Source organism: Klebsiella sp. CSG-1 (assembly GCF_056521145.1).
Genome location: NZ_JBWNLD010000021.1, coordinates 22,375 through 35,016 on the forward strand (window position 1 = coordinate 22,375; position 12,642 = coordinate 35,016).

The 12,642-nt window shown below is 49.4% G+C and carries 12 protein-coding genes and 1 pseudogene; 6 read left to right on the forward strand and 7 right to left on the reverse strand.

The window, feature by feature from the left end; all coding sequences use genetic code 11:
- Window positions 1-60: 60 nt before the first annotated feature.
- Window positions 61-321 carry a helix-turn-helix domain-containing protein gene (locus tag AC007G_RS27225; RefSeq protein WP_032689679.1) on the reverse strand — a complete coding sequence of 87 codons (261 nt, stop codon included), beginning with the start codon at window positions 319-321 and terminating at the stop codon, window positions 61-63.
- A 125-nt stretch (window positions 322-446) separates the two neighbouring features.
- Between AC007G_RS27225 and AC007G_RS27230 the strand changes: the two genes are divergently transcribed.
- The 3 genes and pseudogenes from AC007G_RS27230 to AC007G_RS27240 form a co-directional block, all read left to right on the forward strand.
- Window positions 447-692, forward strand: coding sequence for a helix-turn-helix transcriptional regulator (locus AC007G_RS27230; protein WP_032689680.1), 246 nt, complete (start codon window positions 447-449; stop codon window positions 690-692).
- A 250-nt stretch (window positions 693-942) separates the two neighbouring features.
- Window positions 943-1,200 (forward strand): YjhX family toxin, encoded by a 258-nt coding sequence (locus tag AC007G_RS27235; protein ID WP_032689681.1) that lies wholly within the window; start codon window positions 943-945, stop codon window positions 1,198-1,200.
- A 140-nt stretch (window positions 1,201-1,340) separates the two neighbouring features.
- A pseudogene (locus AC007G_RS27240) lies at window positions 1,341-2,087 on the forward strand (SAM-dependent methyltransferase); the annotation flags it as partial.
- A 174-nt stretch (window positions 2,088-2,261) separates the two neighbouring features.
- On the opposite strand, the gene AC007G_RS27245 reads toward AC007G_RS27240, so the two are convergent.
- Complete coding sequence (locus AC007G_RS27245) at window positions 2,262-3,650, reverse strand: carbohydrate porin (protein WP_073554231.1); 1,389 nt, start codon at window positions 3,648-3,650, stop codon at window positions 2,262-2,264.
- 530 nt (window positions 3,651-4,180) lie between these two features.
- On the reverse strand, window positions 4,181-5,500 hold the full coding sequence (gene xylA, locus AC007G_RS27250; RefSeq protein WP_142631188.1) for a xylose isomerase: 1,320 nt from the start codon (window positions 5,498-5,500) through the stop codon (window positions 4,181-4,183).
- A gap of 445 nt (window positions 5,501-5,945) precedes the next feature.
- Between xylA and AC007G_RS27255 the strand changes: the two genes are divergently transcribed.
- From AC007G_RS27255 to symE, 3 genes are all read left to right on the forward strand, one after another.
- Window positions 5,946-7,385: an MFS transporter gene (locus AC007G_RS27255; RefSeq protein WP_160873654.1), complete on the forward strand. Its 1,440-nt coding sequence runs from the start codon at window positions 5,946-5,948 to the stop codon at window positions 7,383-7,385.
- 60 nt (window positions 7,386-7,445) lie between these two features.
- The gene (locus tag AC007G_RS27260) at window positions 7,446-9,125 is read left to right on the forward strand and encodes a glycoside hydrolase family 43 protein (RefSeq protein WP_032698266.1); all 1,680 of its coding nucleotides are present in this window, start codon (window positions 7,446-7,448) and stop codon (window positions 9,123-9,125) included.
- Between the two features lie 341 nt (window positions 9,126-9,466).
- A complete protein-coding gene (gene symE, locus AC007G_RS27265; protein WP_142631280.1) occupies window positions 9,467-9,799 on the forward strand; it encodes an endoribonuclease SymE in 333 nt (110 codons plus the stop codon).
- A 201-nt stretch (window positions 9,800-10,000) separates the two neighbouring features.
- On the opposite strand, the gene AC007G_RS27270 is transcribed toward symE, so the two are convergent.
- The 4 genes from AC007G_RS27270 to AC007G_RS27285 form a co-directional block, all read right to left on the reverse strand.
- Window positions 10,001-10,486 carry an Hcp family type VI secretion system effector gene (locus AC007G_RS27270; RefSeq protein ID WP_032689686.1) on the reverse strand — a complete coding sequence of 162 codons (486 nt, stop codon included), beginning with the start codon at window positions 10,484-10,486 and terminating at the stop codon, window positions 10,001-10,003.
- A gap of 17 nt (window positions 10,487-10,503) precedes the next feature.
- Window positions 10,504-10,830 (reverse strand): DUF1493 family protein, encoded by a 327-nt coding sequence (locus AC007G_RS27275; RefSeq protein WP_142631281.1) that lies wholly within the window; start codon window positions 10,828-10,830, stop codon window positions 10,504-10,506.
- Window positions 10,824-11,273, reverse strand: a complete 450-nt coding sequence (locus AC007G_RS27280; protein WP_032698269.1) for an STM2901 family protein — start codon at window positions 11,271-11,273, stop codon at window positions 10,824-10,826. Before AC007G_RS27280 ends, AC007G_RS27275 begins: the two co-directional genes overlap by 7 nt.
- A 132-nt stretch (window positions 11,274-11,405) precedes the next feature.
- Complete coding sequence (locus tag AC007G_RS27285; RefSeq protein ID WP_142631287.1) at window positions 11,406-11,942, reverse strand: hypothetical protein; 537 nt, start codon at window positions 11,940-11,942, stop codon at window positions 11,406-11,408.
- Window positions 11,943-12,642: the final 700 nt, after the last annotated feature.

Below are 12,642 nucleotides of genomic sequence, written 5' to 3' on the forward strand. Positions count from 1 at the left end.
AACCGGTAGCCGGATCTACTGCCCTGCGGATGGGCATCCGCTCCTGCCGTCCCACGTGGATTATTCACCCTTTACACGAATCCGTTTCATCCTGTCGATCGGATTGCCCTGCCGATCGAAGTAGCGACTCGGCCATATTTCCGCAGGGTCGATACCCAGCGCCTGCGCGATCAAAAACTCCCCTTTAGGCCAGGGGCGAGACAGCGTGTTGGCTAACGTTGACGAGCTCAGTCCCGCCTGGCGGGACACCGCCGCCAGAGACAGGTTACGCTTTTTTAATTGCGCAATGATATCAGCCGGATGCATATCAGTTCTGTTCATCTCATTCATTCCTTTGCGTTAGTGAAGCCGTTCATATTACCACCAACACACTAAGTAATACTTAGTACATTTTCAACTAACAGCTCCCAGAATCGTGATTCTGTTTCCAGTCTTTCAGGATCATCATGCTGCCGCACCGTTTAAAAGAAGCACGCCTCAGAACGGGACTTTCCCAACAAAAACTGGGTATCCTCGCGGGTATTGATGAGGCGACGGCGAGTGCGCGGATGAACCAGTATGAACGCGGCATCCACACTCCCGACTTCGCGCTGGCCTGTCGGCTGGCAGAAGTGCTGAAGATCCCGGCCTGTTATTTCTATACGGTCGAAGACGATCTGGCGGAAGTGGTAGCCGGCTGGTATCAGCGCTGAGCGTCAGGCGAGTTTATCCGGATCACACTTTTTAACCTGGGCTATTCCCTGATAAAAAACAGGTGTTATCATTCACCCCGTAAATACCTATCTACTCAACCCGAGGCTTTGATGCTGGAGAATGTCATCATCCGATAATCAGCTCCCCGACCTTTTCAGGCCGGACTGATTATCAATGCGCCGAAATCGAATGCGGACACCGCTGTGTGTTTGCACGTTTTGCACATGATGATTAAACAGGTTTTCCAGCATGAATTTATCCCGTCAGGAACAACGTACCTTACACGTTCTCGCCAAAGGTGGACGTATTGCGCACGTCCGCGATGCATCTGGCCGCGTGACTTCCGTGGAATGCTACAGCCGCGAAGGGCTTCTGCTCGCCGACTGCACGCTCGCCGTTTTCAAAAAACTCAAAACCAAAAAGCTGATCAAATCCGTCAACGGTCAACCCTATCGAATTAATACCACCGGGCTGAACAACGTTCGCGCCCAGACCGATAACCGCTAAGGAGAGAGCGATGACCACAGACCACTTCACTTTTCATATCACCGACGAGAGCGATGCCAGCGATAAGCCTTATTTCACGCCGGAGGCCCCCCAAGGCCATCTCCCGCTCTCCTGCCCAAGTCAATAAAAGGTATTAACTCATGGATATCCCACGTATTTTTACGATTAGCGAAAGTGAACATCGCATCCATAATCCGTTCACCCCGGAAAAGTACGCCACCCTGGGTCGCGTGTTACGCATGAAGCCGGACACCCACATTCTCGATCTCGGCAGCGGCTCGGGTGAGATGCTCTGCACCTGGGCGCGCGACCATGGTATTACCGGCACCGGCATCGATATGAGCCCGCTGTTCACCGCGCAGGCCAGGCGGCGCGCGGAAGAGCTCGGCGTCAGCAGTAAGGTTCATTTTATTCATAACGATGCCGCAGGGTATGTTGCAGAAGAGAAATACGATGTGGCTGCCTGCGTCGGCGCGACATGGATTGCCGGTGGGTTTGCCGGGACAGTCGGACTACTGGCGCAGAGTCTGAAACCGGGCGGGATCATGCTTATTGGCGAACCGTACTGGCGTCAGATCCCCGCGACGGAAGAGATAGCCCAGGCCTGCGGGGTCTCCTCCGTGGCTGATTTCCTTCCCCTTCCCGACCTTGTCGCCTGTTTCGACCAACTCGGCTATGACGTGGTGGAAATGGTGCTGGCGGACCAGGAAGGCTGGGATCGCTACGAAGCCGCGAAGTGGCTCACTATGCGCCGCTGGCTGGAGGAAAACCCTGACGATGACTTTGCCCCGGAGGTTCGAACCGAACTGACGATAGCCCCCAAACGCCACGTCACCTGGACCCGGGAATACTTTGGCTGGGGCGTGTTTGCATTAATCGCCCGCTGAAGTAAAGCTGGCGGTATAGCTGAAACGGGCTATACCGCCATTCGGGCATGTTCGACACATTATCACACCAGATCCTCTCAGCCTGATGACCAACCGACAGGGATGCCGTTCATCACAAGCTAAGAGTTCTGGTGGATAACATGGTCACGAGAGGGATATCGTCTTACCGTGACATCAGAACCACGCCTCAAACATGCCGCCCACGTTCAGGGAATCCAGCTGTTCGTCGCTGGTACCGTTCACTTTCGCCGTACGTTGGTTGTCGACCTGACCGCCGGTCACGTAGAAGCGCAGCATCGGACGGAACTCCGGCCCCATACCAATCGCGATGTTCTGCGACAACGTCAGCTTCCAGCCGTGGTTATCCCCGCCCCGATCGTAGTCAACGCGCTGGTAGCCCGCTTCCAGCCAGGTGGAGTGCACATCGTTCCAGAAGTACATCGGACGAACGATGGCGCCGTAGTTCTTGCGGTTGTCAGTGTTGTCCTTACTGTTGTCATAGTCATGGAAGGCCAACAGGTATTCGACCTGCGCCTGCCGGGTGAACTTATAGTTGCCCTCGAAGCTGGCGTAGACGGTGGTCAACCCGTCCGTTTTGTTGTAAACGCTGTTATCGGCGTTATCGGAATAGCGCAGGATAACTTTGTTTACGCCGCTGTCGTCGCTGTTGGTGTGGCTCAACAGCAGTCCGCCCTGCCAGGCATCAATCTGCGCGTCGTTGTCCACCGCTTTGGAGTCAAAGCCGTAGTTGGCATAGACCTCGACATCGATGGGCCCGGCCTTAATGTTGTGGGTTTTGGTGGTCAGCGCATAGTGGCCGTCGTCGCCGGTGCCGGAGCCGCCGGTACAGGTGATGCGCGATGGGTTAGACTCGTCGGCCATGACTTCCGGACTACAGGACTCTACCTGCGAAACTGCCGCGACATCGAACTGCACGCCGCCGATATCGAAGTTTTTCACCCCGGCGCCCTGGCCATCGTGGTTCATCCAGAAGTAGTCGTTGATGCCCTGCTGTGGACGCTGGTGGAAGTCACGTCCTGCCCAAAGGTAGGCGCCGGGGTTGGATGCCAGCACGTTGGTGACGCCAACGTAGGCTTTTTTCAGGTTAACTTCGTCGCTCCAGTGGTCAAACATCACGTTGATATCCCAGATTGCCCCCTGGCTGCTCTTAAAGGCTTTGGTAATCTGGAATTCGCCGCCGTTACCTTCGTTGCCCAGGCGACCAATCGCCGAGGCACCGTTATAGGACCCATCCACACCGATATATTTCTGATCGCCGGTCTGGAAATGGGCGCCGTAGCGGGCGTAGCCGCTAAACTTCAGACCGAATGGAATCGCCATATCCGGCGACTGTGCGGCAGTTTGTGGGTTGGTCTCCAGATCCACCTTCTTTGCGGCGGCGGCGTCCATTTTCGCCTGGCGGTCCGCCAGCGCCTTATCGACGGCTTTCGCCACAATGGCGTCAATTTGTTCCTGAGTAAATTCTTGGGCCATAACAGAGGAAAAAGGGCAAAACGCGGCGATAACCGCCATAGTTAATGGAAGTTTTTTTATCATGTTCATGTCTATCTCAATATAGTTTAATTGTATTCAGATAATAACAATCCCATTCTGGGTGACAGAATATGTCGCTATCATAAGAACAATATCATTGTTATTTTTACGGTCGCAGAGGCTTTACGCTATTCTGGTGATAATGTCTCCATGAGTGATATTTGCTGATGTGCGCCGGTACAGATGAATAATGTCTTCGAATAATTCATCGACCAGCATTATTGATGATTGCGATGACAGCGGTCTTTGGCTCTCCTTCTCGGTTTGTCGTGCACAACAGGTGTTGCCCCGGCAGATGTTTTCGCCAAAGGCCCGTTTCATCAATGGTTCTCTTTAACTTAATTGCTCGTTATTTCTGTGGCCCGCTGATTCCCTGTCTCTTCTGCTCTTCGGGGTTGCTGAAAGCGTATTTATCAGTCCGCAGGAGTCGTCTATATATCAGTACCGCATCGGGTTCACCGCGAATGCGCCGAAATAAATTTCAGTCACGATGAATGACACCGGTAATCAATGCCCCCGCGGGGGCATGCAAGCAGGATTCATTCGAAGAGATAGGCATTGACCAGGTTTTCGAGTAATTCCTGATGTCCGCTTTGATGCTGAGGATTAAGGTTATGCTGTTCGGCATACCGGGCGGTTTGCGCCAGCGACATTTGCCCCTGCAGAATTTGCTGACCCACTTCACGACTCCAGCCGGCATAGCGTTTTGCAACGCGTTGCTCCAGCTGACCGTCTTCAATCATGCGAGCGGCCTTTTTGAGTGCCAGCGCCATCACATCCATGGCGCCAATGTGACCATGGAACAGGTCATATTTGTCGGTGCTTTGACGACGGACTTTGGCATCAAAGTTCAGGCCACCGGTGGTAAAGCCGCCGGCTTTAAGGATCTCGTACATGACCAGCGTGTTTTCTTCTACGCTGTTCGGGAACTGATCCGTATCCCAGCCAAGCTGGGCGTCACCGCGGTTGGCGTCAACGGAGCCGAAAATATCCAGAGCAATGGCGCTGGCGATTTCATGGTGGAAAGAGTGCCCGGCAAGCGTGGCGTGGTTAGCCTCAATGTTCACCTTGATCTCTTTTTCCAGGCCAAATTGCTTGAGGAAGCCATAGACCGTCGCGACATCGTAATCATATTGATGCTTAGTGGGTTCCTGCGGTTTAGGTTCGATAAGCAGGGTGCCACGGAAACCCGTTTTGTGTTTGTGCTCAACCACCATCTGCAGGAAGCGGCCAATTTGCTCACGCTCCTGGCGCAAATCCGTATTCAGCAGGGATTCGTAACCTTCGCGACCGCCCCATAGCACATAGTTTTCGCCGCCCAACTGGTGGGTGGCATTCATGGCGGCAACGACCTGGGCTGCAGCCCAGGCAAAGACGTCCGGATCGGGGTTGGTTGCCGCCCCGGCGGCATAGCGCGGGTTGGTAAAACAGTTAGCAGTCCCCCACAGCAATTTCACCCCGCTTTCCTGCTGTTTTTGCGCCAGCACTTCGGTCATTCTGGCGAAGTTATTCAGATACTCTTTCAACGATGCGCCTTCTGGCGAGACGTCCACATCGTGGAAGCAGTAATACGGCACATTGAGCTTATGGAAGAATTCAAAAGCGACGTCAGCTTTATATTTTGCCTGGCTAAGCGCATCGCCCGCCTGTTGCCAGGGTCGTTCAAAAGAACCGCTGCCAAACATATCGGCGCCATTCCAGCAGAAGTTGTGCCAGTAGCAGGCGGCAAAGCGCAGGTGTTCTGCCATTCTTTTTCCCAGCACGATTTCATCCGGGTTGTAGTGGCGAAAAGCCAGCGGATTTGTTGTTTTGGGACCGGAAAAATGGACGCGGTCAAGTTGGTCGAAATAAACTGGCATAATGAACTCCGTCATTCAGGAAGCGAAAAATAAATAATTTTGACCTATCCTGTATTTTCCTCGCAGGCGGCTCAATTACGTTATTTCATTCGGCAATTAAGAAAATGCGCAAATGTGAACCATCTCGCAAATAATAACGCGACATATTAAATACACTGATATCCATACCCCCCTTTACTTCGTGAGGGATTCGGATGGCAATCACTAAAATAAAAAACCAGGTGTTTTCGGGGACATTTTCCTGCCGCAGATATTGCTTGTCAGCGACTCGTCAGCACGCTGGGTACGCGCTCTGGAGAGAGCCTGAGTTTCGATGATCACAGAAGTAAAAAAACATAATTAATTAATGTAAAATCGTAATGGATTCCCTGAGGCCATCTGTGTCAGAAAGTGTTTCACATTCACAAAAGAGACCGGAGACTTGATTAGAATGAGCAAGAACATAATGCAAAGTCGGCATGATGAATATCACAAATTAACTCGTGGGGAACGCATTGGTTATGGGATGGGTGATTTTGCGCAAAACCTTGTTTTTGGGACGATAGGCGGTTTTCTTGCTCTTCACATGTTGACGGTAAATACCATCAGCACCGCCACGGCGGGGTTTATATTTCTGTTTGTGCGCATCGTTAATGTTTTCTGGGATCCGATGGTCGGCACCTATGTTGACAAAAGAAGTTCAAGCGCCGGGAAATATCGCCCCTGGCTTTTAAGAGCCGGTATTCCCCTCGTGATTCTTTCCGCGTTGCTTTTTGCACCTATTCCCGGAATAAGAGGTTCGGTTCCTTTTGCGTTTATCATTTATCTGGCACTGGATTTAGTTTATTCATTGGTGAATATTCCTTATGGTTCGCTTAATGCATCATTGACGAGAGACCCTGAATCAATTGATAAACTGACCAGTACCCGCATGATGCTGGCAAACAGCGCCAACCTGCTTGTTTATACCTTGTTCCCGATGTTCGTACAGATGGCCTCACCAAAAGATCGCAGCCTCAAGGATACGGGTTTTTTTGGCCTTCAGCTGAATATGGGTAACTATACCGACCCGTCAGCTAACTATGCGTGGTTTGGCGTTTACTCAATCTATATGTTAATTGGCGCAGCGGCACTTTTCTTCTGCTATAAATTCACCAAAGAACGTGTGGTCGCGACGGCAGAACAGACGGCTAACGTAAAAGCGACAGATTTATTCCTTGAACTTAAAAATAACCGGCCGCTGGTCATTCTCGGATTCTTTTTCATGTTAGCCTTTACCTTCATGTTCTTCATGAACACGGTCAATGGCTTTTTCAATCAGTTTGTTGTCGGTCATTCTGAATGGATGGGAGCGATTGGTCTTGTCGCCTCAATTCCCGGTATCATCTTCCCTATCTTCTGGTCCAGACTGAAGAAAATCTTCGGTAAAAAAGGCTTCTTCCATCTTTTCCTTGGCATGTTTATTGTGGGTGAATTACTGACCTACGTGTGGTCACGCGAAGGCATGCACGATGCCCTGTGGCTTGCTTACGTCGCAACCTTCATTAAACAATGGGGCTTAACCTCGGCGACCGGCTTCATGTGGGCGCTTGTTCCGGAAGTGATTGCCTATGGCGAATTAAAATCAGGCAAACGCAATGCCGCCATCATTAACGCGATTATGGGACTGTTCTTCAAGATTGGTTTCACGATTGGCGGCGCGATTCCACTTTGGTTACTGGCCGCCTATGGCTTTAGCGAAACCGGCGCGCAACAAAGTGCCAATGCTATCGACGGAATCATTATGACCGCGGTGTGGATGCCCATCGTGTTAGCCGCTATTTCGATGATTATTATTCAGCTCTATCCTATCTCAGATAAAAATGTCACCGAGATCAACCGTCAGCTGGATGAGATCCGGGTATAGTTAAAAAATTAATAAGAATTCAGAAATATAAATTTGGATATTTTAAAAAGGTAGAATGATATGTCACTTATTCAAAACCCTGTATTACCCGGATTTAATGCGGACCCGAGTATTATCCGTGTAGGGGACACCTACTATATCGCCAACTCGACATTTGAGTGGTTCCCTGGCGTTCGTTTACATGAGTCAAAGGACCTGCAACACTGGAATCTGCTCCCCAGTCCCTTGTCTACCACCGCCCTTTTAGATATGAAAGGCAACCCTTCATCAGGTGGGATTTGGGCGCCGGCGCTCTCGTATGCCGATGGCAAATTCTGGTTAGTGTATACCGATGTGAAAATCACCGAAGGCGCCTTCAAAGACATGACCAACTATCTGACCACCGCGACCGATATCCGGGGTCCGTGGACAGATCCCATCAAACTGAATGGCGTCGGTTTTGATGCCTCGCTTTTCCATGATGATGACGGGCGTAAATATATCGTGCAGCAAACCTGGGACCATCGAGAGTACCATCACCCCTTCGATGGCATCACGTTAACTGAGCTTGATACGAAGACACTGAAATTAAAACCGGCAACCGCGCGGACTATTTATCGGGGCACCGCCGTTGCACTGGTCGAGGGGCCACACCTCTACAAACTGAACGGCTATTATTATCTTTTCGCCGCGCAGGGGGGGACCGTCTTTACCCACCAGGAGGTTGTTGCACGCTCCAGAACCTTAGAGGCCAACAGCTTCGAAACCGAGCCAGGGGAAGTGTTCTTAACGAACGTCGATACCCCGGACAGCTACATCCAGAAGCAGGGGCATGGCGCTTTGGTCTCCACCCCCAAAGGTGAATGGTATTATGCCTCGCTCTGCGCCCGTCCGTGGAATCGTCCAGGTGAGTCGGCCTATGATCCGCGTGGCTGGTCAACTCTGGGCAGAGAAACCGCGATCCAGAAAGTGTATTGGGATGCCGACGGCTGGCCGCGTATCGAAGGGGGCCACGGTGGGAAAACCTTTGTCGAAGGACCCACCGATGCCATTTACACCGAAAGTGCCAAAGACCATAGTCAGTACGATGCGTTTAAAACAGCAACGCTCGATCCTAACTGGAATACGCTGCGGGTTCCGTTCACAGAAAAAATGGGGACCACCGGCGATGGCAAGCTAACTTTAATCGGGCAAGGTTCATTAGCGAATACGCATAACCTGTCGCTGATTGCCCGACGCTGGCAGGCCTTCTATTTTGATGCCCAGGTTAAAGTGAAATTTAATCCGTTCAATTATCAACAGATGGCAGGATTAACGAATTACTACAACGATCGCCACTGGAGCTTTGTGTTCATCACCTGGAATGAGATTAATGGCTCAGTCATTGAGATCGGTGAAAATAACCGCGGGAAATACACATCCTGTTTGAAAGATGATGCCATCAAGATCCCCGAAGGGACCGAGTTCGTCTGGTTCCGTACCAAAGTTCGCAAACAAACGTATAGCTATGAATACAGTTTTGATGGGGTCAACTTCACTGAAATCCCCGTTAAATTAGATGCCGCTATCCTTTCCGACGATTACGTGTTGCAAAGCTATGGCGGGTTCTTTACCGGGGCGTTCGTGGGCCTTGCGGCTGTAGACTACTCAGGTTATGACGCCAGCGCGGAGTTTTATGATTTCCATTATCAGGAGCTGGGCGATGCGTTAATGGCCGATGGTACGTATAGCTGGCAGGCGAGCGAATCACGGTTTAATTAAATAATAACGAGCCTACGTTATCTTAACGATAACGTAGGTTTCTGTTGCTGTTTTTCAGTCTTCACGTTATTCATGACATTGTCATTCCTGGCGTTAATTCCTTTAATTGCCACACAAAAATAAGCCTATCCAGGTGCTTTGCTTTCGCAGCATAAATATCCACACCAAATATTATCTTTAGGTTCTTAAAGCAAGCCAGAACGCGTCTATTACGTTTTATTATCCGCTGGACTTTGTCTTTTTCACTGGTTAGATTTACAGGTGTTATTTAGCGCGATGCGGATGTGCGCCAACACACCCACATCGCTCATCACAATCACTATTTGTTGGGAATAGCAATTATGACTGAAGTCGATTGTATTGCAGATTCATGCGTTGCAGAAGCGCCAGTGAAAAATAAGCGTCAGTTAACCGTGAGCTATGTGAGCCGTTTTCCGGATTATAGTCGTATTCCGGCGTTAACGATGAAGGGTCAGTGGCTGGAAGCCGCGGGGTTCGCGACGGGTACAAAGGTGGAAGTACGGGTAATGGCAGGCTGTATCGTGCTGACGGCAGTGGAGCCGGAACCGGAGCTGGAAGAAGCGATGCGTCGGGTTGAGAAGCTGTCGGCAAGGAAGCAGAAACAGGTAAGAGAGTTTATTGGGGTGATTGCGGGGAAACGTGTACGAAGCTAATAAATACCGCTCCTGATGCGTCAGGAGCGGTTATTTTTCAGGTGCAAGCGGGGGTAAATAACGGTTTTTCCTGTGCAACATCGTATGATTATTAGGGTAACCTGAATCAGATCAGTTTTAAGAGCCACCCGATTATCCTCTTTGGTCGTCGACAGAGGAACCTGATAGTGAATAGAGTTCAGTATAACGAGGGACCATCATTTATGCCGTAGCACGCTCGTTCCAGGCATCTGTATATTGGATATTTCCATCTACAATACGCCAGGTGATTTTTTCATAGCGTAGCTGCACACTTTCCAGATGGCCCGTACCGGTTATCGTTCGCGTATCGTGGACAATTGGCGTCACAGAAACAACCTTCACACCTTCCAGCAGAATATTGAAGTATTCCACTTCCTGGCCAGCGTTATTAATATGGTAGAACTTGAATTCAGCACTTTGCAGCGTCTGACCAGTGGCAACGGCTTTGTAAAGGTATGGGCTCGAGGAATCAATCTCTTTATCGAACAGAAACGGCGCATGTTTACGTGTGCCGGTTAATTTCCCTGTAGCGCCGTCGGTAGGAATGCTGAGATTATGCGTCAGGCCGCGAAGTTCTACACTCCCCTCACGGTCCTGAACATCGGAACCGCCGCGGATCATCGCGCCGCCATCATCTTTCAAAAACAGGTGAACGGGAACAGCCATTCTTAAACTCCTTTTAATTAGTCATATAACCAGAGACCAGCTTTAGCTGACTCTGCGAACATTCGTACAGTTAGCGGCTTTGATACTTGCTTGATCGGCTCTTTGTTAAACCATTTGCGATATACAGACTCTCTTTCCCACGGGTAGTAGGCATCAAAATTGATCGCTGATACATCGACGTTAAATTTCTTCCCGAAACCATCAATGGCATAAGGTAATTCATCCCATCCGGCATAGCCTTGCAATGGCGTATCAAACTCAATCGGGATAGGCTTAAAAGTAAACGTCACTGCAAGAGATAACTCTCCCCTGAAAAACTCTAATATTTCGCTATCCGTCACCATACGCGATCCTCTTTTCTGGCGATGGTGTTGTAGGTATTCACCGTTTTATAAGTAATCTGAGCGACATCGCTCGCCAATAATACCCAACCGATAACAGGAATCGTGCGCCCAACGAATGCGCCTAAATTGTTTGTCATCATCGGTTTTAGCGTTCGGATGCTGGCATTTGTCAGAGTGGGGAGCCTTACGGATAGATGCACGTTAAGGAATTCCCGAGAATATTTAGAGGCGACGGATGTACCCGGTGTCGCTCCGTAAGGTTTACCTCTGGTTTTCAATACCGGCAACCCAAGAACGATACAAGCCATCCCTAAGAGATCGGTAACCCCGCCAAATTGTTCATCAATTTTGTCGAGGAAAACCCAGAAAAATAGCTCTCCTGCCGAAATATTACAGACAGCCTTATAAAAGTATGTTCCATTGAGCTCTTCTACTGAATCCATATCACAATCCATTATGATTAATGTAGAAATGACAATTATAGCGATTATTTTTCAGCCGAAATATAGTATATAGTATGATTTTTATGACAGAACACCCATAAAATTCTCAGTAAAAATCAGCAGATAGCGCGGTCATATCGCATTAAATAAAGAATAAATTTTACTGGTGATTTCATTCATGATGAGCCAATAACAAGCCATGGTTAGCAGCAGATTGCAAGCCAGGGCAGACGCAGTAATGAAAGCTGAATATGTTTCTCCGTCAGGAAAAAAAGACGAGTAAGGCAGGAAGCGGAACAGTGCCCAGAAGAGGAATGTGAACGCGAATACCTTAACAAGACGTCGCAGGGTGGATAAAATCCAGTCACCAAAGAGGTTGGCTGAATTAACTTTGCGCGTCATGCCGTTGTAAGCGGTGATCATCGCGCTCATGACAGGAACACTGATCAGGATATTGATCAGAATAGCGAAGTAAAAATATAACGATTCCCACACTTCTAGATCGGGTTCACCCAGAATGAAACGAGTAAAAAGACTGGCGCTGTGGAAATCGAAAAGACCGACGATCGAACTGACTAAACCGTCGTAAGTAATCACCTTAGCGACAAGCAGCATGACCACTAAAAACAGCACTATCTTAAGGAACAAGCTAAGGGCATGTTTTGCCATTGGCGATCACCTCAATTGTGCCGTATGCCTTGAGTTTACTCATACAAGGAACATCTACCCGCTGTGTTCTCAGTAATGCATTGCGCAACATGGCAAAATCTGAATCATGTGGCAGAGTAATACAACCTTCTGATAGCGCGCCGGGATGCAATGTCCCTACCGCAGGAAACGGTAATGGAGAGTAATGCGCATCGTTGATTACAAACTTTCCATGCAGAGTCATAAACCATTCAATACCCTTTTATTACCTGTGGATTAAGATACAAGTTGCTTAGTAGGCAATCCATATTAAGGATATGATTTTATTTAAAATGATCTTATTTTATGTTGGTGTGAAAGCCTGGCGGCGGCATATGGGTTATGGTAAACGGTGAAATTTATCGGGATAAACGGTTAACTGGCTTCGGATTGGAATGCTAAGCCTGGTTTGTTGTAGGCCCGTTTAAACTGGGCACTTCAGCAGTATTGATTGGGTTACTACCCGGTGAGCATACTCTTACTCACGTAATGTGGACATAACCCTAAGCGATGTTCTGTTTTTCAAATTGTTCCGGACTTAATCCACCACTGGCACCGGGAAGTTGCCAACAAGTGTAATCGCGCTCAAAGTAATTAACTCCGCTGCCCACATAATTTCCCTGCAGGCAAATTTCTATTCATTCCACCTTCAGTGTATAGAAGAGGCTTTCTGCAAACTCTG